Source organism: Metabacillus litoralis (assembly GCF_020524045.1).
GTDB lineage: Bacteria > Bacillota > Bacilli > Bacillales > Bacillaceae > Metabacillus > Metabacillus litoralis_C.
Genome location: NZ_JAIVKL010000018.1, coordinates 57575 through 84370, shown reverse-complemented (window position 1 = coordinate 84370; position 26796 = coordinate 57575). Strand labels below are relative to the sequence as shown.

16 protein-coding genes and 1 riboswitch are annotated in these 26796 nt (G+C 33.3%); of the genes, 12 read left to right on the top strand and 4 right to left on the bottom strand.

The genetic code is table 11. The annotated features are described in order from the left end of the window. The first annotated feature begins 12 nt into the window (after positions 1 to 12). Positions 13 to 1149: a toxic anion resistance protein gene (locus tag LC076_RS20015; RefSeq protein WP_226670870.1), complete on the top strand. Its 1137-nt coding sequence runs from the start codon at positions 13 to 15 to the stop codon at positions 1147 to 1149. Between the two features lie 25 nt (positions 1150 to 1174). On the opposite strand, the gene LC076_RS20010 is transcribed toward LC076_RS20015, so the two are convergent. Then, positions 1175 to 1735, bottom strand: a complete 561-nt coding sequence (locus tag LC076_RS20010; protein ID WP_226670856.1) for a hypothetical protein — start codon at positions 1733 to 1735, stop codon at positions 1175 to 1177. A 149-nt stretch (positions 1736 to 1884) separates the two neighbouring features. Between LC076_RS20010 and LC076_RS20005 the strand changes: the two genes are divergently transcribed. Together LC076_RS20005 and LC076_RS20000 are read left to right on the top strand one after the other, a co-directional pair. Then, positions 1885 to 2691, top strand: a complete 807-nt coding sequence (locus LC076_RS20005; protein WP_226670869.1) for a histidinol-phosphatase — start codon at positions 1885 to 1887, stop codon at positions 2689 to 2691. Between the two features lie 186 nt (positions 2692 to 2877). Beyond that, a riboswitch (cyclic di-GMP riboswitch) is annotated at positions 2878 to 2963 on the top strand. Between the two features lie 115 nt (positions 2964 to 3078). Then, the gene (locus LC076_RS20000; RefSeq protein ID WP_226670855.1) at positions 3079 to 3795 is read left to right on the top strand and encodes an EAL domain-containing protein; all 717 of its coding nucleotides are present in this window, start codon (positions 3079 to 3081) and stop codon (positions 3793 to 3795) included. A gap of 120 nt (positions 3796 to 3915) precedes the next feature. Here the strand turns inward: LC076_RS20000 and LC076_RS19995 are convergent, their stop codons facing one another. Further along, entirely contained in the window at positions 3916 to 4341 is a 426-nt protein-coding gene (locus LC076_RS19995; RefSeq protein ID WP_226670854.1) for a hypothetical protein, read from the bottom strand. A gap of 93 nt (positions 4342 to 4434) precedes the next feature. Between LC076_RS19995 and LC076_RS19990 the strand changes: the two genes are divergently transcribed. Beyond that, positions 4435 to 4893: a DUF4878 domain-containing protein gene (locus LC076_RS19990; protein ID WP_226670853.1), complete on the top strand. Its 459-nt coding sequence runs from the start codon at positions 4435 to 4437 to the stop codon at positions 4891 to 4893. A 72-nt stretch (positions 4894 to 4965) separates the two neighbouring features. Here the strand turns inward: LC076_RS19990 and LC076_RS19985 are convergent, their stop codons facing one another. Together LC076_RS19985 and LC076_RS19980 are read right to left on the bottom strand one after the other, a co-directional pair. Further along, a complete protein-coding gene (locus LC076_RS19985) occupies positions 4966 to 5223 on the bottom strand; it encodes a hypothetical protein (protein ID WP_226670852.1) in 258 nt (85 codons plus the stop codon). A 200-nt stretch (positions 5224 to 5423) separates the two neighbouring features. Beyond that, complete coding sequence (locus tag LC076_RS19980) at positions 5424 to 6377, bottom strand: LytR family transcriptional regulator (protein WP_226670851.1); 954 nt, start codon at positions 6375 to 6377, stop codon at positions 5424 to 5426. Positions 6378 to 6618: 241 nt separating this feature from the next. On the opposite strand from LC076_RS19980, the gene LC076_RS19975 reads away from it, so the two are divergent. From LC076_RS19975 to LC076_RS19940, 8 genes are all read left to right on the top strand, one after another. Then, entirely contained in the window at positions 6619 to 10821 is a 4203-nt protein-coding gene (locus LC076_RS19975; protein ID WP_226670850.1) for a leucine-rich repeat domain-containing protein, read from the top strand. A 170-nt stretch (positions 10822 to 10991) separates the two neighbouring features. Next, on the top strand, positions 10992 to 11573 hold the full coding sequence (locus tag LC076_RS19970) for a hypothetical protein (protein WP_226670849.1): 582 nt from the start codon (positions 10992 to 10994) through the stop codon (positions 11571 to 11573). A gap of 87 nt (positions 11574 to 11660) precedes the next feature. Next, positions 11661 to 12443 (top strand): hypothetical protein, encoded by a 783-nt coding sequence (locus LC076_RS19965; protein WP_226670848.1) that lies wholly within the window; start codon positions 11661 to 11663, stop codon positions 12441 to 12443. 159 nt (positions 12444 to 12602) lie between these two features. Further along, positions 12603 to 21776: a leucine-rich repeat domain-containing protein gene (locus LC076_RS19960; RefSeq protein ID WP_226670847.1), complete on the top strand. Its 9174-nt coding sequence runs from the start codon at positions 12603 to 12605 to the stop codon at positions 21774 to 21776. 81 nt (positions 21777 to 21857) lie between these two features. After that, positions 21858 to 22064 carry a hypothetical protein gene (locus tag LC076_RS19955; RefSeq protein ID WP_226670846.1) on the top strand — a complete coding sequence of 69 codons (207 nt, stop codon included), beginning with the start codon at positions 21858 to 21860 and terminating at the stop codon, positions 22062 to 22064. A gap of 313 nt (positions 22065 to 22377) precedes the next feature. Then, entirely contained in the window at positions 22378 to 23700 is a 1323-nt protein-coding gene (locus tag LC076_RS19950) for a UDP-glucose dehydrogenase family protein (RefSeq protein WP_226670845.1), read from the top strand. A gap of 421 nt (positions 23701 to 24121) precedes the next feature. After that, positions 24122 to 25003, top strand: a complete 882-nt coding sequence (gene galU, locus LC076_RS19945) for a UTP--glucose-1-phosphate uridylyltransferase GalU (RefSeq protein ID WP_226670844.1) — start codon at positions 24122 to 24124, stop codon at positions 25001 to 25003. A gap of 512 nt (positions 25004 to 25515) precedes the next feature. Continuing rightward, positions 25516 to 26784: a glycosyltransferase gene (locus LC076_RS19940; RefSeq protein WP_226670843.1), complete on the top strand. Its 1269-nt coding sequence runs from the start codon at positions 25516 to 25518 to the stop codon at positions 26782 to 26784. The last annotated feature ends 12 nt before the right edge of the window (positions 26785 to 26796 follow it).

The following is a 26796-nucleotide window of genomic DNA, read 5'->3' as shown; positions in this document are numbered from 1 at the left end:
GGCAAAAACATGATGAACAACAACCAAAACGAGCTGGACGATCTTCTTTCAAATCCATTTGGACAAGACGAGCTTGTTATGAATAAAACAGATGATTCTCCAAAACCAGTCAAACTAATCGATGTGTTACCAGAAGAAAATCGTCAAAAGGCGATACAGCTTGCCGAGCAAATTGATCCAACAAACCAACAAGCTATTGCTTTGTATGGAACACAAGCTCAATCCAAGCTTATGAATTTTTCACATTCGATGCTAGATCATGTGCAAAAAAAGGATACGGGTGAAATCGGTGAAATCATTGGTGATCTCATGAAAAAGCTTGAGCAGGTGAGTCCAGATGATTTAAAGACTGAAAAACGTGGTCTTATTTCGAAAATGTTTGGAAAAGTGTCAAATTCAATTCAAGAGGTATTAACCAAATACCAAAAAACAGGTGTGCAAATTGATCGTATTAGTGTAAAACTGGATCATTCGAAAAATAGCCTACTTAATGATATTAACATACTTGAACAACTCTATGAGAAAAACAAAGAATATTTTCATGGGTTAAATATCTATATTGCTGCAGGAGAGTTAAAGCTAGAAGAACTAGAAAAGAAAACAATTCCTGAGCTTAAGAAAAAGGCGGAACAAACTCAAGACCAGATGGCGTATCAAGAAGTGAATGATTTAATGCAGTTTGCTGATCGTTTAGAAAAACGCACACATGATCTTGTATTAAGCAGACAAATCACGATGCAAAGTGCTCCACAAATCCGATTAATACAAAGTGCAAACCAAGCGTTAGTAGAAAAAATTCAATCCTCGATCACAACAGCAATTCCACTTTGGAAAAACCAGGTGGCCATTGCTTTGACATTATTACGTCAAAAAGACGCCGTTGAAGCACAAAAGCTCGTATCAAAAACGACGAATGATTTATTATTAAAAAATGCCGAAATGCTTAAGGTGAACACATTAGAAACAGCAAGAGAAAACGAACGAGGACTTGTTGATGTTGACACATTGAAAAAGGTGCAGGAGCATTTGGTATCAACACTAGAAGAAACGTTACGTATCCAAGCGGAAGGCCGTGCAAAACGCCTTCAAGCTGAGCAAGATCTTGCTTTAATGGAAACAGATTTAAAGAAAAAGCTTTCAGGAATGTAAAAAGGGTAAAGGGGGGCAGACCCCTTTACCCTTTTATAATCGCAATAGCTCTTTTGAGTAAGTCGCTTTTGCGTTCTTCTTTTTGTTGTGTGTAGATGACTTTAAATTCTTTTGCCTCTTCTTCACTAGACCCAATCTGTTGGAGCTCTTTTGTTAGCTGTTCATATAATGAGAAAAACTTTTGCTCTGTTTCCTCTTCAATGGCCGAACCCTCTGCAGCATACTTTTGATAAAAACCTACGACAGAAGTTTTTTCTTTATTATTTTCTAAAGAAAGAAATTCTTTTTTTGCTTCCTCAAGTAACTGATCAATTTTTCCATTCGTACTTTTCTGCAATTCTTCGAACTTCGTTTTGTAAGTGGCTTTTATATCTTCAACTGTCTTTTCTTTACTCACAGATTGTAAGTGATCTATTTTTGTAGGTGAAAAAACGGTTTTTGTTGGTAGTGTTAAATTTCTATCAATTTCTCGTTGAGTGGCATGTTGCCCAGATTGCTTTGCTGGCTCATCAAGGATCACTTTACTTCCTATAAAGGAAATACCGATGAATAGGAACGTGAACATCATTAGGCTTCTATTATTCAATCTTATGACCTCCTCTTATCCCACTATTTTTGTCCTATTTTTAACGTTCTAATCAAATCCATATCAAGTTGGTAAAATATTTTTTTCTACGATATGATAAAAGAGAAACTGGATAACTTTAACAGGAGGCTAAGAAGTTGAAGAATTCGGTGAAATTTGATTTACACACTCATCATCAACGCTGTGGACATGCAATTGGTACAATTGAGGATTATGTTAAGCAGGCCATTCAATATGGCTTACAATATATTGGGATTTCAGATCATTCTCCGTATTTTTATAGTGATGAAGATCATTTATATCCAACAATCTCCATGCAAAAAAGTGAATTTATTCCTTACATCGAGGAAGTTCAACGCCTGAAAGATAAGTACAAAGATAAAATCCACGTTTTACTAGGTGTGGAAAGTGATTTTTTTCCAAAGCATATCGATCTTTACCGAAATCAATACATAAACCAACCATTTGATTACATTATTGGCTCTGTTCACTATGTTCATGATGTGAATATTTTTAAAAAAGGACGTTGGGAAGGATTAACATCTACAGAACAAATAGCGGTGAAAGATGAGTATTATTCACTAATTGAGCAATCCGCAAAATCAGGTTTATTTCAAATATTAGGTCATATTGATGCAATGAAGGGATTTTATCCTTCTTTTTCAGAAATTCAAACAAATGTGATTGATAATACGCTTAAAATCATAGGGAAAGAAGAGGTAGCCATTGAAATAAATACATCAGGAAGTACAAAAGATTGTGGAGGCTGGTATCCTTCAGACGATATTCTAGAACGAGCGTTATTTCATAATGTGCAGGTGACATTTGGCTCTGACGCCCACAAACCTGAGCGAATTTGTGATGATTTTGAGCAAGTACAAAGTAGATTAAAGGAAATTGGATATCGTGAATGGGTTTATTTTGTAGAGAAAAAACCAATAAAAACGTCACTATAGAATTGACAGTACATCTTTTACAATTGTCCTGAGCTGTATAGAACTAAAGTTCGACATGATAATCAATCTTTCGGCAAAATATGCTAAATTAACTAGACTTTGTACCCCTGTGTGTAATAAAATTAAATTAGTAAATTAATTCCTTTAAAATTAGTAAAAAAATTTCATTTAAAATAGTAAATTAATTCCGATAAATGGCAAACTTGCTGAAAAGTAAGGACGCAAAGCTACGAACCTAAGGTAAACAATACTATGGTAGTCGAGCCACCGAAGAATGGTTATAGAAAAGAGATATCTTTTTCCATTCGGTAAAGATATCTCTTTTTTTAGTAGGAATAGCATCACTTTTACACAGAATCTCTAAAACAACATTGGGTGGGCTAAAGAATGTTAATAAAAGATTTGAGCATGGAGGATAGTTTTTTCCATTTTTATCAACCGATAGTTAATATTGAGTGTAATAAAATCTTAGGATACGAGGGGTTAATGAGGTCATCGTTGCATCACAATCCTGAGCAGATATTTCTTCAAGCTAGAAAAGAAAATCAACTAGTTGAATTAGACTTGCGGTCTATTCAAAAAGCGGCTAAAGCCTATCAAAAAGCAGGATATCGCATGCAAAACGGATGTTTGTTTCTAAATGTTTTTCCGACAACATTACTCAATCCAAACTTTCTCATCTTCATAAAAGAATTGATCGCTGATGATCCGCAGCACTGCCAACATATGGTGTTTGAAATTAGTGAATTAGAAGATATCCATGACCTTTCCCAATTGATTGATCGAATGAAAGAATTAAAGATACTAGGATTAAAGTTCGCGATAGATGATGTAGGGAAAGGCTACTCTGATTTCCAAACAATTATTGAAATGGAGCCAGATTACTTAAAGGTAGATCGATATTTTTCTAAACAGCTTTCACAACTTCCAAAAAAGCAATCTTTCATTCAATTAGTTAATGAATATAGTGTGAGAAATGAATGTCAGTTAATTTTGGAAGGGCTCGAAACAGTCGATGACCTTGAGATGGCTCGTCAATTAGGTGTTCAGTATGCTCAAGGATATTTGCTTGGAAGGCCTGAGAAATTGGTGCAGATAAGTTAGGATATAGATAAAGAAAAAGGTCATGATTATGTTCAATGAAATTTCATTGACTTATCATGGCCTTTTTATGAAGGTAGAAGTTAAATTTAGAGTGACGATAGGCTAGCGTCATGTTTTTTTTTACATATTAATATTTTTCTTGTTTTTAAGTGTTTTCGTAACAATTTTTACAGCCAAAATAAATAATAATATTCCTACATACACCAAAAACAATACAATATATCCCCAAAGTCCAATGATCGCATCAATAAAATCCATATTGCCTCTGTTCGTAATTGCCTGTTGAATTTCGATGGCAAACACTAAAACGAACATAAAAGTAAGTGTATATAAAAAAGCAATTAAGTGGATCCCAATCTTAAATTGAGCTAACCATTTTGAGATCAAGTAAACAACGGAAAAAGTAATCATTCCGATAACACCCATAATCCAAAAATGCATATCTTTATCAGTAAGCTGCAGTCCTAACATATCATTTAACAGCACAATTAAAACGTCATGAACATTATTCACAATTTCAACGAAAAATAAAATGATATCTTTCATAAAATTCCTTTCCGGGATCTGATCCTTCATATTTGTCCATGCCTGTGCATAGTTTGTATAAAGTAAGAAGACAGGCTAACGAGGTGAACACCGGTGAGAAGACGATCAAATAAACTCCCATTCCTAATTATTGCCATCGTACTTATCGTACTCATTATTATAGTATTTAAGTTTATATCAGGTCTAGGGGAAAAAGAACCCAGAGATGTTGTTGATGCTTTTTATCACTATGAGCAAGAAGGGGACTTTGGTAGTGCATGGGAGCTATTTCACCCTGTGATGCAAAAAAAATTCACTAAAAATGCGTACGTGACAGAACGATCTCATATCTATATGGGGCATTATGGAGTGAATACATTTTCATATAACATAAGTGATGAAAAAGAAGTCAAAAGCTTTAAAATGGCTAAAGGATCTGAAGCCTTTCCTATCGCTAACTCCATTACAGTTGAACAAACCTTTAAAAGTAAATTTGGGACATTTACAGTACTCCAAGATGTTTATACGGTTGAAGAAGAGGGTGAGTGGAAAATTGTATGGGATTTTAAGTAGTAGGGGGTTTGCACTCACTTAAATCGCAACAAACACCCCTTCATTCAGCGAAGGGGTGTTTTGAGCTAATACTTAAACACCTTGAAAGATTAAGAAAAAGAAAGCTGCGAAAAATAATATTAGCAGTAAAATCAGGATAATCGTGATGATGACAATAATCCAACCGGCCACTTTACGTCCTGTGTTAATGAAATAAATTCCGAGAGCAAGTGTCCCAAACACAAAGCCAAGGATTCCCCAAAGCCAAGGATTTTTTCCGTGTTTAGGTGCATCGATTGCAAGGAAGATCGCAATCGCTAATGAGAGTATAAATCCAAATGAAAATTCCAAAATGAGTCCCTCCTATATATAATTTTCTTTAAAAGATATGGAAGATTTACGTATTTCATGCATCTACAATTAAAATTCTATAAAATACTAATCTTATTACATAGTAATTGATATTATCTAAATTGGAAATGGGAAAACGGGAATTTTTTACTCAGACATAGAAAAAAGCCAGTCTACATTGTGAGACTGGCTTTCGATAGTTAATTCGAAGATGTAGCTGCTGTGTCAGAAGATATTTCGAGATGATCTTTCAACTGATTTGACAAAGCTAAACGCTCTTCTTCAGCAACAATATAGTAATAAATACCGTCGATTTTATCTCCTGTCCCTTTTATTTGGAACTGTTCTAGATTTTGACTAGCTGCTTTATAGTTCGCTTGAATTTCCCACATTTCATCAAATGTTAAGTTTGTTGTCACATTATCACGTACAACACCAAACATATCTCCAAATTTTGTGATTGATGAAACATTTGCACCTTTTTTCATTACACCTTCAATGATTTGGCGCTGACGTTCTTGACGACCAAAGTCCCCACGAGGATCTTCGTATCTCATTCTTGTATAAGCTAAAGCTTTTTCACCATCTAACGTAACTTTGCCTTCTGGGAAATCATAGCCACCAGAACTGAAATTTAATGTATTATTTACTTCAATGCCACCAACAGCATCAACTGTATCTTTAAAGCTTTCCATATTAATTTTCACAAAATAATCAACAGGAACATCTAGAAAGTTCTCAACCGTTGCAACAGCCATTTCAGTTCCGCCGAATGCATAAGCATGGTTAATTTTATCTTGTTTTCCTTTTCCAACAATTTCTGTACGAGTATCACGTGGGATACTAAGCATTTGTGTTGAATTAGTATTTGGATTTACTGTCATTAGAATTAGAGAGTCAGAACGACCTCTATCACCTTCACGCTCATCTACACCCATTAAAAGAATAGAAATAGGATCTTTTTCAGTGAATGTTACTTTATCAGGTCGTTTTGGAGACTTGTCACGATCTAATTCTTCATGAATACTAGCAACCGTATCTGTAGCAGATTTATACAGGTAAAACGCATAGCCACCTACACTTAAAACAAGTAGACCGATAATACTAAGCGTAATCCATAGCCACTTCTTCTTCTTTTTTCTTGCTTCTCTCATTATCTATGTCATCCTTTTTATTTTGAATTTTATATATTGAATCTATAAAGATTATAGTGCTACCTTACCTAAACTACAATGCTTTTTTGTAAAATTTTGTTTCCAATTATATGACGAAGCAACTATAAGAAAAGTTTCACATTTTGTAGAAATTTGTCTAATGAAATATGTATCTATATGCTAAAATAAAAATTATAATTTATTTGACAAAATATAGTAATTAATAGGAGGAAAGACGAATTTGAATAAGCGTCTTGTATCATTATCACTAATTTTCACTGTGCTTTTAACACTATTAACACCATTTTCTCAAAAGGTAATCGCAGCAACAACAACTGACAGTATTACTCTCTTACCTGCTGTAAATACCGAAGAAGCCGTGCAATTACAATGGGTAACATCTTCTTCAGTACAAGGAGATGAAAGTTTTACTCTTATAAAAAATAACAAGGATATTCCGTTAACATCAGTTGAAAAAATAAATTCAACAGTTGGTGAAAACAGAGAAGTAACAAATACTTATAGATTCCTAGATACCCAGATTAATGAAGGTGAAAATTATACTTATTCTGTGAAAAAAATCGGTGATACTACCCTTCAAACAGAACCGATTGAAATCACGTATCAAAAACAAGAAATTGTTCAAGAAAACATAGATTTACAAGTAACAAATATAACAGATCAAGGCTTTAAAGCTGAATGGTCTACTCTTGAAAACGCGGAAGTTTATCACCTAGTACTAGATGGGAAATCACTTGGTCAATTTACAGGTGAACAATCATATGAAATAAAAGATGTAACAGCAAATACAAGCTACACAATCAGTATTCAAGCTCTCAAAAATGGTGAGGTTTTATCTGAAGCAGCAAAAACAGTAACAACATTAGCTTCAGAAACTCCTGCAGAAAAACTGGAAGAAAATCTAGTGGTCGTAGAGCCTGAAGTAGAAAAGAAAACTGTACAAGCAACAGCTACACCATCAGGTGGGGTAGTTACCATTCCTGATTTAGCCTTAAAAAGAGCAATCAAAGGAGCTTTAAAATTAACAAGCGACGAAATATCCACAACAGATATGGAAAGATTAACAAATTTAAATGCTTCAGATAGAAATATAAAAGATTTAACAGGGTTAGAAACAGCGATAAATTTAACAAAATTAGAGCTTTCTGGAAATGAAGTTGAATCTGCAAAACAATTAGAAAAGTTAACAAAGCTTGAATATCTCGATTTATCTTATTACAAAGGCACAGAACTTCAATTTTTAACAACATTATCAAACTTAAAAACATTGATTATATCAGATACAATCGTCAAAAATATTGAACCAATTTCAAATCTTTCTTTGTTAGAAACATTAGATATCAGTTTTGGACAAGTAACAGAACTATCTGCTTTAACCTCTTTATCTAACTTAAAAGAATTGAATATTAGTTATTTAGAAGAACTTACATCCATTTCTCCTTTACAACAATTAACTAATTTAACGACGTTAGTTATCTTTGGTGATATGTATGTAAGCTTAAAAGCTGAAGTAGATCAGCTTAAACGCGCTGGTTTAGAAATTGTTCATGATGATACATTTTATTTGTACTTTGACTCAATGAAGGTCAATGAAAACCGTGCTATTTTTAACTGGTCTTATGATGGAGAAGGTGATGCTGCTTACTACGAAGTTACAGTAGGCGACACGACATACAAGGTTGATGCACCTGAAGATACTTTAACGGTAAATGATCTTAATGAAAATACTCAATATGAAGTGACGCTTAAAGCGTTTAACAGTGCAAAAGAAGTACTTAGTACTTTTGAAACAACAATTAAAACATTAGTTAAACCAACAGCTGAAAGCAAGCAAGTCATTTTCAAAGATTTACAGCTCGAAAAAGAGATTAAGAAACACTTCGGTTTAGAACGTGATATTTATGAAAGTGATATGTTGGAATTAACTGAATTAACAATAGAACGCAAACGAATCAAAGATCTTACAGGTCTTGAAAAAGCGACAAACTTAATTTATTTATATGCTCCAAGAAACGTGATTGAAAATATCACGCCGTTATCAAGCTTGAAAAATCTTCAAGGAGTATACCTTGATAACAACCCTATCACTGATTTTTCGCCTTTAAGTGAGCTTTCAAACTTAACATCTCTTGGTTTAACAGCTACAGGAATGAAAGATTTATCTGTACTAAAAAATTTAGATAAGTTAAACGATTTAAATGTAGATGAAAACGAAATCACGAGTTTATCTGCTTTACCAGCATTACCTAACCTTACTTATCTATCGATTTATAACAACATGTTAACGAATCTTGAAGGAATTGAAAAACTAGCAAACTTAGAGTCATTATCCATTGATGACAACCCTTTAGAATCTCTAGCAGGAATTAACACATTGTTAAAATTAAACAGTATCAGCTTAAGTAACACAAATTTAGTTGATATCTCAGAGTTATTACAAATCGATTCACTTCAATATGTGTCACTGTATAATAATGAAAAGTTAGATTTAAATGATGAAGGTTCTGATGCACGTAAAGTAATTACTCAGCTTGAAGAGTGGGGCGTGTATGTTGACTATGATTTCCATCATGAAGAAGAATGGTTTGAAGCTTATATCAGTTTTATCACCGAGAATTCATTACTTGTTCATTGGGATTATTATGGTGAAAAAGAAATAGAAACTATTGAAATTCACGTGGATGGTGAAAAAAGATCATCAGTACCTTATGAGGATTATGAATTTAAGATTACGGATTTAGATCCTGATACAGAATATAAAATAGATGTTAAAGCGTTTAATAGTAAAGGTGAGCTTGAGTTTACTAGCTCAAATACGGAAACAACTTGGTCAGAGCCAAGTGGTGAAGTTGTTAAATTTAAAGATGAAACTCTTAAAGAGCTTATAAAAGAGCAGCTTGGTTTAGATCGTGATCCAAGAGTAAGTGATATGGAGAAGCTAGATTCTATCTATTTATATGAATCAGAGGTTTCTGACTTAACTGGTTTAGAATATGCCGTGAATTTATTTGATTTTAATGTATCTGATAACATGGAAGAGCTAGACTTGACACCTCTCAAAAATTTAAAAAATCTATACAGTGTCTATATTACGAATACTTCTATAAAAGATTACGCGATATTTAAAGACATGAAAAATATTCGTTCATTATCAATAGACAATAATAACCTTAAAGATCTTTCCTTTTTGTCAGGAATGAAACAGCTTGAGGATGTAATGTTAATGAATAACGATATTAGTGATATTACAGTTTTATCTGGGTTAACTAAGTTAGCTTTTGTTAACTTGGCAAACAACCAAATTACAGATATTGGACCTTTGCTTAGTTCTAAAGATGAAATGTATACCTTAGATCTTAGTGGAAATCCAATAAAAGATATTTCTAGCTTGTCACAATTTGAAAATTTATTTGATTTATATTTAGATGAAACGTTAATCGCGGATCTTACACCATTACTTGAGTTATATAGCTTGGAAAGTGTTTCTTTATATAATATTCCGTCTCTTGATTTACAGAACAATGTAACGAATCAAGGTGTTATTGATGAACTATTGTATTATGGTGTTACAGTAAATATTGACGTAGATCTTACTCCTGAGTTATACGTTGATGAAGTAACAGAGAACTCGATTTCTATCTCATGGGATCCGATGCTACCAAAAGGTACAGGTGAGTATGATGTAACATTATACAAAAATTATGGTGAAGAAATAGTTGAAGAGTTCCAGCTTGATAGTACAGAAACTAGCTACCAATTCACAGAGCTCTCACCTAATACAGATTACTATATTGAAGTCTCTGTAGAAGAGGATGAAGCAGAGTATTATGGTTATTTATCTGCTGAAGTGACAACTTTACCTGTTGAAGGTTCTATAAAAGATGTAACCATGTATGTTGAAAGAACAGAGGGTGTTGCTGAAGTAGAGGCGATGTTTGATCTTTACGGAATTGATGAGTCTAATGAAGATGTTTACCACTACGGTTGGTCTGATGAAGAAGGTAAGCTGTGGGATTACACATTAGATGAGCCTGTTGATTTATTTGCCCTTCCTGTTGGTAACTACGGCATCACGTTTATTACAGCAGATGAAGAAGAACAAAGCTTTGAGTTCGAAATAGCAGCTGATGAAGAAGATGTAGAACTGACCTTCGTTTTATTTGACAATCCAACTAAGGAAGAGCCTGGCAAGGATTCGGGAGACAAAGATGCTAACAACGGTGGAGATAACAAAGGAAATTCACCTATTAAAGTAGAGAAGCCGAAAAAGGATGTTAAATTAAAGGTAAAGCCTGTTGAAAACAAAGAACTTCCTGAAACGGCAACAGATGTTTATAATCTTATCATGATTGGACTTGTTGTTTTTGGTTTAGGAGGCACACTGCTAGTTATTCGTAAACGCAAAAGTATGAAACATGAATAAGTAACGAGAAAAGGAGGGCTTACGCTCTTCTTTTTTTTGTAGATTTTATTGAAAAAAGTTACCGAAATCACTTAAATATATGAAGATTTTGTCGAAATAAATATAGATTGCTATAATAAGAAAAGATTATTTATCTTCCATATAAATGCTAAGGTTAAAGGGGTTTGAACATGGTAGGACAGGAGTTAACACAACATTTACAGCATATGCAAAAACTACTCTCTACCTTAATGGTCAGTTATCAAGATTATCAGTCTAGAGAGAAGCCAGTGGAAAAACAACAGATTACTTTAGCAAAACATATGATTTATGTTTTGATGATTATCGTTATTATTATCTTTTCAACTTATATGTTTAGTGCATTTATAATAGAAGCACGAAAATTTATTCACTATATAGCAGTTGTACAGATTATTTTATCTATAGGTCTTTATATCTTTTTTGTGAAGAATCTAGATAAAAACTCACCATCGAAAAAAACAAATGTTCAACAAGAAAAGGAGAACAATCAAGTTCCGATCTTCGAACTCGATCAACTTCGTTTTAGAATTTTGCAGGAGCTTGCATCATCACCTATACCTCAGAATTATATAACCCCAACGATCATCACTAAGATGCTACAGCTCGTTGAAAGTGGTATGTGTATAACAGTTGATGAATGTTTGTCACACGTTAAGAAGGAAATGACTAATAAAAACCATCTAGCAGAACTGGAAATTATCCAGTATTTACAAATCCACTCTTACCATTAGAGGTATTTTATTTGGAAATAGTTTGTAGATTGTTTAGAATCATGTATAATTTTAATATTCAAATGTCGAATATTGGGGGATTTAATAGTGAAGAAGCTTTTTGTTCTAGTCACACTTATCGTGTGTGGCCTAGCCATTGTGTTAGGGAATTTACATTGGAATCAAAAGATTTCCGCACAAGGTGAGAATACGACTGATGTAAAAGAAGTAAAACCGGTGAAAGTAGACGGAAAAACAGAAAAAGCACCAATTGATGTATCAAAGCTTTCTAGTAATCTACCGAAAGATGTACAAGATAAAATAAAGGCTGCCCAAGAAAATAAGCAACCATTAAACTTCGTGATCTACGGCCCCTCAGAGTTAGAAAACACTTGGTCTGAACTATTCAGTAATGAAATAAAGAATGCCTATGGTGAGGGTCTTTTTAATATAACGATCATGACTTCAAGTGATATGACAACACGCGAACTTGTCACATCTAAAGAATACCAACAAATCAATGATCTAAAACCAGATATTTTGTTATTTGAGGCACCGATGCTTAGTGATAATGGAGATGTAGGTTTTGGGGTGGATGAATCTCTTGATAATATCCAAATAATGACGGATTCTTGGCGTGAAAGTAATAAAGAACTTTCTATAATGGTTCAACCATCACAACCATTATATGGTGCTACTTTCTATCCTAGTGAAGTGTCCCAACTAAAGGATTATATGGAGAAAAATGAGTATACCTATTTAAATCATTGGGAAAATTGGCCTGATTTAAATGATGATGGAATGTTAGAATACCTTGATGATAATAAAGTGAATGAAGATGGTTATAAATTGTGGGCAGAGTATCTAGTTGAATATTTTGTTGCTGAGTGAACACAGGGAAACCTGTGTTTTTTTGTATTATGTTTTGGATTACTAGGATATATTACACAAAAAAGGAGCCTAATTACAAAGAACTACTACCATTGTATAGGTCTTTTTGATTATAATAGGTATGTTGGAAAAATATTAAATAAATAGGAGGGAATTGTATTGAAAAAACACAAATGGCTGAACGTATTAGCTATCTTTACGCTTATCTTTTCTTTAATCAGCCCATTTACACCATCCCATACAATTGCTGAAGAACTAAATGAAGTTAACAACTCCATTCAATTACTTCCTGTTGAAATGGAAAATGGTGTTGCAAATCTAACATGGGTGACAAATCTAGATGAAACAACCCAGTTAGATCGTTTTGAACTAGTGAAAAATGGAGCAACTATTTCTGTTGATCCTATTGCACTAGAACCAATTGTAGAAAATAATCGAACAACAACTGTCTATACTTTTTCAGATGAGCAGGTGGTTGCTGGTGAAACATATACATACCAAGCGGCTGGTTTACATACTGAAAAAATGGTGAGTAACCAACAGACTATTACAATTGAAGAAGAAGAGGTAACTTCAGTTGAATCTGATACTCAGCAAAGTGATGAAGAGCAACAAGATTCGTCATCTGAAGAGGTAGTGGAAGAACCTGCTGAGACGGAAATAGTTGACGAATCACTGCAAGATGTTGTCATGATTGAGGATTATTATCTTGAACGACAAATTAGAACGGATTTGTCACTTTCAGATGACGAACCGATAACGAAAGAGAGATTAGCTGAACTAACAAATCTATTTGCTGCTGATTCTCAGATTAATAGTCTTGTAGGGCTTGAGCACGCAATTAACTTGACTAAACTAACATTAGAAGGAAATTATCTATCAGATCTTAGTCCAATTAGTGGATTAACTAAGCTTAAGCATCTTAATTTGGAAAATAGTAATATACAGTCAATAGAAGCGCTTAGAGATCTAGATTTACAAACTTTAATTCTAAGTAATAACCCTCTTACTTCAATAGATGCATTATCTAATATGTCATCTTTGAACTATTTATTTTTAGATGGCACAGAATTAACATCTATTAATAATCTTGTTGAATTAGATAGTTTGCAGGAATTATCTATTATAAATGTCCCATCATTAGATGTTAGTGAAAATTCGGATGGCTATCAGACTATACAACAGCTATTAGATCGATCTATAGATGTATGGTATGACAATGATTTTAATTATGATGATGAAGAAGAACCAGCTAAATTAGATTTTAAAGCTGAGCAAATTGATGATCGTACAATAAAAATATCTTGGTCATACACAGGTGACATCGAAGCAGACTATTATTTGGTAGATGCAAATAATAACTTCTTTGATACAAAAGAAACAGAGTATACACTTAAAAATTTAGAACAAGGAACATTTTATCCTATCTCGATTGAAGTGGTGGATGCACAAGGAAACACAATTACTTCTATTTATAAAAATGTTCGTATTTCTCCAGAGCCAGAAGGTGAAATTGTAACATTTAACGATGAAAACCTAAAGGTTGGTATTAGTGAAGAGTTAGGTATCTACGATCGTGAGATATATGAAAGTGATATGAAATTATTAGAATATCTTAACTTATCTTATAGTAATATTCGAGATTTAACTGGTTTAGAATTTGCTACTAACCTTACCGAATTGCGCATATATGATAATGAAATTGAAGATATAACACCATTAGCAGGCTTAACGAAATTAAATTATCTTGATCTTGAATACAACAATATTTCAGATATTAGCATGCTAGCAAATTTAACTGAACTTCAAACATTTTGGATTGATAATAATCCAATTATAGATATATCTGTTTTAACTAACTTTACAAAGTTACGAACGTTATATCTTCATAACACGAATATAACTAGCCTTGACGTTTTATTAGACGTAGCTAGTCTTGAATATGTTTCACTTTACAACAATAATTTTTCATTTTCTTCAGGTTCTGAGGAATTAATGATCATTAGTGATCTATTTGAACGTGGTGTGAATGTAGATTATAAGTCCGAAAACGATCAAGCTTTTGATCTTGGTCAAGTAACGACAAATTCTATTTCACTATCTTGGAATGTTGATTCTGAGGAGCTACTTTCTTATGTTGTTTCATTAAATGAAGAAGAAGTAGCGGCAACAGAAAATAATTATTACAATTTTGAAGGATTGAATTCTGATACAGAGTACTTTATTCAGATTAAAGTACTAAATAGTGATGGAGACATAATAGATGTCCTAGAAACATATGTCGTTACGGAATTTGAATTAGGTGAGGTTGTATCTATTCCTGATGAGAATTTATTGCAAGCTATTCGCAATAACCTTGGCATAGACGAACAAGAGATTTATGAAGGTGATTTAGCTAAATTAGAATATTTAGATATTGATAACCAAGGGGTTACAGATTTAACGGGCCTTGAGTATGCTAAAAACTTAGAACAGTTATATGGATCAAACAATGATCTTACTGATCTATCACCATTAAAAAGTTTAACAAGCTTAACTCATCTATTTTTAAGTGAAAATATTATTGAAGACTTATCGCCACTTAGTGGTTTACACAACTTAACAACCCTGTATGTCGATAATAACCCAATATCTGAGCTAACTCCTTTAGAACAATTAGGAAACTTAGCGGGGTTATCAATTGGTCAATCTAATGTAAATTCCATTCATAGTTTATTAGAACTTAGTAATCTTGAATATGTATGGATGACCGATATATTAATTGACATTACATCAGAAACAGAAGCGTATGAAGTCATTCAAGAACTAATTGGAAGAGATGTTTTTGTAGAATATACTGACCCTTATGCTGATTTTCCAATTTGGATTGATAAAAAGTCGGAAAACGTAATTAATATTTCTTGGGGATATTATGGTGAAACAGAAGTTGATAAATTCCAAGTGTATTTAAATGATGAAAAATATGATGAAACATCAAATTGGGTCTATAAATTTACTGATTTAACTGCAAATACCAATTATGAAATTCGTGTCGACGCTTTAGATGTAGATGGAGAAGTAATTGCAACACATCCAATAAACGTTAAAACGGATGAGGAACCATCAGGTAATCTCGTTCAAATCCCAGATCATTACTTAAAAGAACAAATTGTTCATCAATTAGGGATATATGGTCGAGATATTTATGAAAGTGACATGAACAAGCTGGAATATTTAGAGATTTATAACGGTGAGAAAATTGAAGATTTAACCGGTCTTGAATATGCTAAAAATTTACGCTCATTAACGGTAAATAATGGTTCTGTTTCAAATGTAGAACCACTATCAAAACTAGTAAACCTACAATATCTTGATTTAGCTAACAATGAAATCAAAGATATTACTCCTTTATCAGGATTAACAGACCTAGAAGCATTATGGTTAAATGGAAATCCAATAAAGGATATTCAGCCGTTAGCTAAGATTAGCCAATTATCAACATTGGAATTACATGATACACAAGTATCGGATATTTCTGCTCTATTAGACCTACAAAACCTAGCGTGGCTAACTATTTATCGAACTGATCTAGACTTAACAACAGGTTCAGAGGATTTACAGATTATACTTGATTTACAAGGTATGCAGGTAGACGTGGAATATGAATATCACTCTATGTACATTGAAAATATTGATATTACTGAGAATTCAGCTACTTTAAGTTGGATCTATGAATCTGATGTTGATCGCCTACATGAGTACATTATTGAAATTAATAATGATGAGTCATTTATTGTCAACAAAGATACAACTAGTTTTGATTTAACAGAACTAGAACCTGAATCCAGTTATGAAATTGCTATTCATGCATTAGATGAAGATGGAAACTATTTATCATCCGCCTATGATTACTTTATGACATTAGGTGAACCAACTGGAGACTTAATTAAATTTACGGATGGAAATCTTGAAAATGCAATAAAAGAACAAATTAGTATCACACACAGAGATCTGTATAGTAGTGATTTAGAAGCATTAACATATTTGAATCTTTCTTATAACCAAATATCGAATTTAAATGGTTTAGAATATGCAGTAAACTTAGAGTATTTAGATCTGAGCGGAAATGAGATCACAGATTTAGAACAAATTCGCTCACTAGCATCTCTAAAAGATCTGTATTTAGATGATAACAATATTGAAGATGTATCAGTTTTGGCTGAGTTAACGAATTTAGAAGGTCTATTCATTGGTCAAAATCCAATTACATCTATTGATGGACTAGAGACGCTAAATAATCTAGTTGCATTCTATCTTTATGAAACAGAAGTAGCAACTATTGATGTTTTAACAAAGTTACCTAACTTAAGAGAAGCAAATGTTTATGGTATCTCAACATTAGATTTATCTAAAGGTACAGAAGCAAGAGCTGTTATTAAAGAGTTGATGGACCGCGATGTTATTGTTCATTATTCTCATGAAACATATCTTGATTTAGATGTAATGAACGTAACCGAAAACAGCATGGAGCTTAGCTGGTCTTTCGATAGCATTGAGGAAATATTAGAATATGTTGTCTATGTTGACGGTGAAGAGTTTGCAAGAGTGGAAGATTCATCGTATATCATAGAAGGATTAACACCATCTACTGAATACAAGATTGAAGTAGCTGCTGTCGATGAAGAAGGCTTTGAACTATCAACTTATCAAACATATATTATGACAAATGAACCACCTGCATCTGGAGAAGTTGTTACCTTCGTAGATGACAATCTTGAAGCGGCAGTAAGAGATACATTATATATCTATAACCGTGACATCATGACGTCAGATATGACAAACTTAACTTATTTATATGCGAGAGATGCTAATATCTCTGATTTATCAGGATTAGAGTTCGCATCTAATTTAACTGAACTTGATCTTGCATTTAATACATTATCTTCTATTGAACCTTTAGAAGATTTGAAATACCTTGAAAGCTTAACACTTTGGGGTAATGAAATAGAAGATTTAACACCAATTGCTAATTTAACGAATCTTACTTACTTAGATTTAGATGAATCGGCTGTTATTTCAGTTGAAGCATTAGTAAATCTAGTGAATTTGGAAACTTTATATTTATCTAGCAATAGCATTGAAGATATTGCACCACTACAAAGCTTAATAAACTTAAATTACCTCTCACTATCAGGTAATCCACTTGATCTAAGTGAAGGTTCAGATTCATTAGTAACGCTTAATAGTTTAATGAACCAAGGGACATTCGTAGACTTTGATCAAGAAATAGAAGTTGTGGATCGTTACATTTCTGTTAATAGTGTAACTGATACAACAGGAACGATTGAGTGGGGTATTGATCTTGAAAGTGAAGAGCTAGAATCTGTTGGTTTATTTGTAAATGGAGAGTATCAAGAGCTACCATTACAAGCATACTCTACATTTACAATTGAAAATTTAGCGGCAAACAGCTGGTACGAAATTATGCTAGAAGTTGTAGATACAAACGGAACTATGTATACAGCGTATACTAGCCTTCAAACAAATCGTGCAGCAGAAGAGGTTGCTAGTGTATCATTTGAAGCAACTACTGGTTCTAAAGAAGATAATCTGTCAGGATTAGAGTTCACGATTGAAGGTATAGAAGCAAGTAATGATGATGTATTCTTTTATGGTGATTTAACAAGTGATGGTTTATTTAGACAAAGCTATCGATCAGTTAACGAATTTAATTTACCATACGGCACATATGAAGTGATTGTTCATGGACGTGGAGCTATTCAAGACACAATTCAAGAAATTGTTGTTTCAAAAGAATCATTAAACCCAATATCTATTAAATTAGAGAAAACAGAGAAAGAAACAGGTTCTGCAACAATTAATGTTGTAGATGAAAATGGTCAACCAATTACTCAATTAGAGTATTTGTCACTTCACAGTTCAACCATTGCAGAAGCATTCAACTATGAAGAAGGTTCATATTACGAATGGGGCATTGAAAATGTAGATGGTGAATATAGCTTTGAAAACTTTGTGTATGCAGATGACTACTATGTAAGCATAGGAGCAGAAACGTACAAGGCTTATAATAGCGAGATAGCTATCAATAAAGATCATAACGAGATTACTATTACACTAGAGCAAGGTTCAAAAATTGAGCTAGAAGTTGTAGATGCAGATACAGACTCAAGTCTTGGTGCTTCTTATTATGTGTATGGAAATAACTCTTATGCTTATGGCGAGGTGTCAGCAGGAAGCTATACAATAGGTGGTCTTGAAACAGAAGATCTGACTGTTGAAATTAGCATGACAGGCTATAAAACAGAGGTTATTTCAGTAAATGAATCTGACTTCGCTGAAGGTTTAGTTAACCTAGGAAAAGTTGAACTGCAAAAAGAAAAGTATATTGAAGGAAATCTCTTTAAAGAAGATCGTGTAACACCAGCAACATACGTCTATATTTCTCTTTACGACGAGCAAGGACAATATGCTGGCTGGACAAGAACAGATGCACAAGGATATTTCAAAATCCGTAATGTTCAAGAAGGTACGTATATTCTTAAAACAGAGAGCTATGATTCTCCAAACATTGAAGAAGAAGTAAATACAGATGTTACAACTTACAACTTCTACTTACAAGAAAAAGAAGAAGGTCACTTTACAGGTGAAGGAAACTTCTTTGCTTCATCAACTCGTACGGTTGTTCCTGGAAAAACGATTAAATATCGTTATGATTACAAAAACAATGGTGATGAAACAGTTGCTAGTGCAAATGTAAAGTTTGAATTACCAACAGGTGTTTCAATCATTAAAGAATCTGTTCTTGTTAATGGTGAGCCATACAACTATAACAAAGGAGTAGATCTTACAGACATTTCTGCAGGTGCTACAGGCGAAATTACCTTTGAAGTAGAAGTTGCTGCAGATTATGTTAACTCTGTTGTTTCAGCTAATTCCGTTTTATCAGTAAACGATAAGGAATTTGTGAAAACAGCTTCAACAAATGTTCTTTTTGTCACAATCAATGCACCTGAAAAAACAGCATCATCTTCGTTAAAAGTTTACGGTGAAGCAAAATCAGGTGATCATGTTAAAGTTGAGATTTATGATGGAAATGTGAAGCTTGCAACAACTACTGTTTCAGGTCGTTGGTGGTATGCAGATATCTCTCTTCCTGTGACAAAAGGTGAAGAAAGCAAACATAACCTATATGCAAAAATTATTGATGGAGAAACATCAAATGTAACGAATCCTATTGAAGTTTCTTATGAACCATCAATTCCAAAGGTTGAAGATGTAACAATCAATGCAGGATGGAATAAGGATATTAAACCAAATCCATATACTGGATTAGCTACATTTGCAATCGTTGAATTCACTCAAATAGACTTTGAAGTGAAATTTGATAAATCAGTTGAAAATGCGAAAATCCATTTTATTGGTGAAGAGTATGAATTGACTTCAGAAGATGGTTTAACATTCCAAGGTCATATTCCAGGAGACTGGAGTTCATATGGTGAACAGTTAATGGAAATCGAATTTGATGGAATTAAGCTTCCACTTATGGAGGTTATCGTGTTAATTGATCCATCAGGCTTTGTATTTGAAGGAAGCATGGATAACAAGCTACCAGGAGTAACAGCTGTTGTTGAGCAAAAAGTAAACAACACATGGAAAAACTGGAACGCACATGACTTTGGTCAAATCAATCCACAGCTAACAAAAGAAGATGGTAAGTATGGTTGGGACGTACCACAAGGGGAATGGCGTGTTATCTTTAGCAAAGATAAATATAATACGTACACTAGCCGTATTGTGACAGTACCACCGCCAGAAACAGAATTAAATGTACCATTAGTAAGAACAGAAGATCCAATTGTTACAGGTGTAACACCTGCGGCAGATTCTTTGGATGTGGAAGTAAATAGTAAGATTAAGATTGACTTTGATCGCTTAATGAATCAAGAAAACCTTGTAAACAACATAAAGGTAATTCATTCTGCAACAGGTGAAGCAGTAGATGGAGAATTTACATTTGAAAATCTAGCTGGCTACAAAAAATCACAACGTGCAGATGGTTACTTTGATTATGTTGAGGATACATCAAAACGTCTATCAAGATGGTTTGAATTCACACCAAACCAACCACTTGAGCAAGGCGCAACTTATCAAGTTGTGATCAATGGATCTATTGCCGATTATGCAGGTAAGACAATCGGTGAAGACTATGTAACAACATTTACGACTGTTGTTGCTGAACAACCAACAGATGGTGAAACACCAACAGACGGTGAAACACCAACAGACGGAGAAGCGCCAACAGATGGTGAAACACCAACAGATGGTGAAACGCCAACAGACGGAGAAACACCGACAGACGGTGAAACACCGACAGATGGAGGGACACCAACAGACGGTGAAACACCGACAGACGGAGAAGCTCCGATAGATGGTGAAGCACCAACAGATGGAGAGACACCAACAGATGGTGAAACGCCGACAGACGGAGAGACTCCAACAGATGGCGAAACGCCAACAGACGGAGAATCACCTGTAGCAGAAGAAAAAGAAATTTCACAAAAAGAAGATTTAGTAGTAACTGAAAATGGTTATGTATTCAATCAACCTGCTAAGTCATTCACAATTAATAAAGAAGTACTCGAACAGCTAGATAAAAATAGTTCAATTCAACTAACAAATGGAGTGGCAAAAGCATCAATACCAGTTGCTCTCCTGTTAACAAATGGAGATGTCACATTTAACTTTGGGGAAGTCTCAAAGTCAGTAGTAAATAAAAATAGTGATGCATTAAGTGAGCTTTATGATTTCACAATCATCTCTAATGGTGAAAAAATTAGTGAATTTGATGCAACGCCAATTACGTTAACTTTTGATGTAAATCCAAACTTAGTTGAGAATTTGGATTTACTCCATGTTGTCTTTATTGACAAGAATGGCGAAAAGAAGGAAGTGATTCGAGCAACATACAATAAAGATACGGATGAAGTATCTGCACAAGTGACTCATTTTAGTATCTACGGTGTATTTGAAATTGCTAGTGGTACACCAGACGATGGTGGGAAACCTGACAACGGTGAAACACCAGATAATGGTGAAGTTCTAGACGGCGATGAAACACAAGACAGTGTTGAAGCTCCGAACAATAATAAAGCACCGAAAAACAGTGGAAAACCAACAAATGAAGAACAACCAGTAGTGAAGCCAGAAGGTGAAAAAGAAGCTGAACTGCCAAACACAGCTACAAACATCTTTAATATGTTAATGTTTGGTTTTGGGATCTTACTTTTAGGAGCAACTGGAATCTTCGTTGTACAAAAACGTAGAAGAGCTTAAAATAGAAGGGACTGGCATCTCTAAGATGTCAGGCCCTTCTTCACTTCTAAGTGGAGAAGATTGAAATCTGGAGGATGAATAATGAAGAAGCTTTTATCGATTACTTTAATTACAACAGCATTACTAACGTTTACTATAGGTTGTTCGAACGAAAAAGAAGCAAAAAATGTAGAAGAAAGCACGGAATTTAAAAAAGAGGTTCAGGATCTTAAATTAGAAAATAGCCAGCTGAAGGCTGAGAATGAGAAATTGAAGAAGAAGATTGAGTTGTTGCAGAAGAGTAAGTAATGGTAAGGTAGGGTCTAATTTAAATACTAGATCCTGCCTTAAAGGTGAGGATTATATATACTAAAATCACTTATAGTAATAAATAAAAATTCCATCGAATATAATAACCTCGAATTCTCTCCGGTATTTAGTACATAAAATAAGTTACTTCATATATAAAGTAATCCACTTAAAATTTATGAAAAATTAACGATGGATTAAACTGTAATATATAATATTGCGTTAAAATGAATACTAAGTTAAATAATGGTCACAGTTAATTTAATTTAGTGTGACTATAAATTTATATTCAAGCTTGGGGGAGAGAGGCTAAATGAATATTACAGTCGCTGGAACAGGTTATGTTGGGTTAGTAACTGGTGTATCATTGGCGGAGATAGGCCATAGGGTTGTTTGTTTTGACATTGATAAAGAAAAAGTTATGACCCTTATGAAAGGCAAATCTCCAATTTATGAACCTGGATTGGAAGAAATGATAATAAAGAATCAAACAAATGAAAGATTAACCTTTTCATTTGAACCAAATATAGCATATTCAAACCCGGATATAATTATTATTGCTGTTGGTACGCCTGGAAACAGTGATGGTTCAGCTGATTTATCATATGTAAAAAAAGTTGCTAAGGATATCAGCAAATATCTAAAAAAAGACAAGGTTACAGTTGTGACAAAGAGTACAGTTTCAATTGGTACAAACCATAAAATTAAATTGTGGATTGAAGAAGATGCTAACGCAGATTTAAAAGTAGATATTGTATCAAACCCTGAATTTTTGAGGGAAGGGACAGCAATTTACGATACATTTAACGGTGATAGGATTGTGATTGGCAGTGAAAATGAATCTGCCGCTAAATTACTTGAAGATGTTTATAGACCTTTTAATCTCCCATTTGTACATACAGATATTGAAAGTGCTGAAATGATTAAATATGCTTCAAATGCTTTTTTAGCAACTAAAATTAGTTTTATTAATGAAATTGCGAACTTATGTGAAAAAATTGGAGCAAATATAGAAGATGTTTCAAAGGCGGTCGGAATGGATCGAAGGATAGGTTCGGATTTTTTACAAGCAGGTTTGGGATATGGAGGGTCATGTTTTCCTAAAGATACAAACGCTCTAGTTCAACTAGCAGGACACGTACAACATTCTTTTAACTTATTGGAATCCGTTATTGAAGTGAATAATAAACAACCTTTCCTACTTCTACAAAAGGCTAGGGGAATTGTTGGATCATCATTTAAAGATAAAAAAGTGGCGGTACTAGGTATCGCATTTAAGCCAAATACTGATGATATCAGGGAAGCAGCATCGTTAATATTAATAAAAGAGCTTATCAAGGATAAAGCGATTGTCAATGTTTTCGATCCAATTGCAAGACATAATGTTGAAAAGGTGTTTGGTGATTTAGTTAATTATAATGAGACAATAGAAGAAACAATAAAGGATACAGAATTAGTATTTATTGCTACCGAATGGACACAAATCAAGACTTTTACAATAAGTAAATATAAGGAATTAATGAAAACTCCTAATGTTGTGGATGGTAGGAATTGTTATAGTCTTCAAGATATGAAAAAACTAGATATTACATATGCTTCTGTGGGTCGAAAGACAATAATTAGAGAAAATGTTTAACATTATTGGCTTTGTATAAATTTTTTATATTATTTTAGTTCTTGAATATTTTTATCCATCTTTCATTAATCTTCTCACGGAAGTGATGCCTGAATCGGGAATTAGCAATAATGTGAATAGATGAAAGATGAGACTGTTCTTCAAATATTATGAAGAGCGGTCTCCTTTTTTGTTTCTTAGAATTGCTTATACATCGTGATAAAGCACTTTGGTTGTGCAATTTGAGAGTTCTTCTATTTATTTCTTTATAACTGTTGGTATGTAGAAGGGATTGTATGTGATTTTTAATAAAAACTTCGTTTGAAATTTATTTTTCTATGCTAAGTTACGTTAAAATGAGTATATGTAGTATATGTTTTATTAAATTCTTAGATGGACTATTACTTAGAGGTAATTATAGGATTAATAAAGGGGGATACGAATGCGAATTAGGAAAGCAATTATACCTGCAGCAGGTTTAGGGACGAGGTTTTTACCGGCTACAAAAGCACAACCAAAGGAAATGTTACCTATCGTTGACAAACCAACGATTCAATACATTATTGAAGAGGCAGTTGCTTCGGGAATTGAAGATATATTGATAGTGAGCGGTCGTGGGAAGCGAGCTATTGAGGACCACTTTGATAAATCATATGAACTAGAAGAGACATTGGCAAATAAAGGTAAGTGGAAGGTGCTAGAAGAAGTCCAGAAAATTTCACAGCTTGCAAACATTCATTATATTAGACAAAAAGAACCAAAAGGGCTTGGGCATGCTATTTATTGTGCACGCAGATTTATAGGAGATGAACCATTTGCTGTAATGTTAGGTGATGATATCGTTCAATCTGATTCAGTTCCGTGTCTAAAACAGTTGATTGATATATATGATCAATATGAGAGTACAGTAGTCGGAGTACAAAAAGTAAATGAAGATGATGTTTCGAAATATGGAATTGTTAAGTATCGTAAAGAAGAATTATCGAGAGATGTATATCAAGTAGAAGATATGGTAGAGAAGCCTACTATTGAAACGGCACCTTCAAATAGTGCAATTTTAGGAAGATATATATTAAAGCCTGAGATAATGGATATCTTAGCAAATATTAAGCCTGGTTCTGGTGGAGAAATACAGCTAACAGATGCATTAAAGGAACTGTCTATAAAACAGAGAGTACTTGCTTATCATTTTGATGGACACCGTTATGATGTAGGAGATAAATTGGGTTTTATTAAAGCTACTCTTGATTTTGCGATGATGCGTGAGGATTTAAGAAAAGATGTAATAGCTTATTTGAAGGAAGTAGTTAAATTCTCTGATTAAGTTCAGAAATTGGTTTAGAACAAAAATGAAAAAAATTTAGGTTATAAAAAGCGCTTCAATTCGAAGTGCTTTTTTATATTTTTCATAATGCTAAAGGTGTCATTCTTTAAATTATTTATATAACCTGTGAATTGTAGACAAATATTGTCATAAACATTGAAATCTTTATTTGAAATATGGTATTTTTTATCGTAAAATGTACTATTGTGGTAGAATAGATTATGATACTAGCTGAGATTATGTGTAAATGAATTGGATATTAATGGTAATTAAAATAAAGGGACTATTAAATGCTAACCAAATATAATCTATCCAAATTCTAAAAGTTAAAGTATCTCTTTTTCAATAAGGGACACATTTAATCAATTTAATACGAAGGATATAGAAAAAAAGGGCACTTAGTATATTTTGAGCTCTTTTTTAATAATAGTTGTAGCTCAATAGTGAGTTTAAGGATCAAAAAGAATATTCATTATGGGTTATTAAAAGAAGGTAAAGAGGGAAATTAAATTATGAAACGTGTAGGTATGTTTGTTTGGAATCATTTTACAAATGATGCAAGAGTTCTTAGAGAGTGTACAACTCTTTCCCAGAACGGTTATGATGTAGAACTTATCTGCATAGATGACCCTAAAGATCCAAATGTTAAGCAATATGAAGAATATAATGAACACTTTAGAGTTTATAGACTTAAAAGGTATCCAACACTTTTAACGTTTATGCAATCAATTATACAGAATAAGTGGTTGTTAATTTCTTTAGCTATAATATGGGCGATTTTGTTGTACTTTCTGCCTATTACTATGTTGATAATAACTGTTATTGCTGGAGTACTACTAAAAACGAAAGCAAGAGTCATATGGGTGAGAGGCTCCTTAATCTTAAGGATGATAATTAAGGGGTATAGTGGGAATTATGATATTTACCATTCGAATGATTTAAATACATTACCACAAGGATATATAAGTGCGAAATGGCGTTTTAAGAAAAAAACCTTAATTTATGACTCACATGAAGTGCAGACTAGTAGAACCGGATATGAGAATCCTTGGTATAAAAAATTTGAGCACTTCTTTATTAAAAGAATAGATTCGATGATTGTAGAGAATAACACACGTGCTAAATACAATGAAGAATTATACGGTTTTTACCCTTATGTTCTTCATAATTATCCTTTTAAGCAGGTAGAACACAATAAGGAAAAGGTTAACTTGCATAAGATGCTATCTTTACCAGAGGATGAAAAGATTCTACTATATCAAGGTGGGATACAGACTGGTAGAGGTTTAGACAAGTTGATTGAGGCTTTTCCTAAATTTAATGAAGGAACACTTGTATTAATAGGTGATGGTCGGATTAAGGATGAACTTCAGCTAATGGTAAAAGAAAAGGGCTTAGAAGATAAAATAAAGTTCATTTCAAAAGTGCCACTTCAGGATCTACCGAAATATACTAGAAATGCTTATCTAGGATTCCAAGTTTTAAATAATGTATGTTTTAACCACTATTCAGCATCATCAAATAAATTATTTGAATATATGATGAGTGAAGTGCCAGTTGTAGCATGTGATTTTCCAGAGATTAAAAAAGTCGTCATTGAAAATAAGATAGGCTTAGCAATTGATCCACATGACCCTGATGAGATTGCTAAGGCAGTAAATGATTTATTGCAGAATTCAGCAAAGCGAGACTTCTTTAGTGGGAATTGTGTTCAGGCTAGAGAAAAGTATAATTGGGAAGTTGAGCAGGGAAATTTATTAAATGTATATCGGAATTTCTAATTGTATTTATAT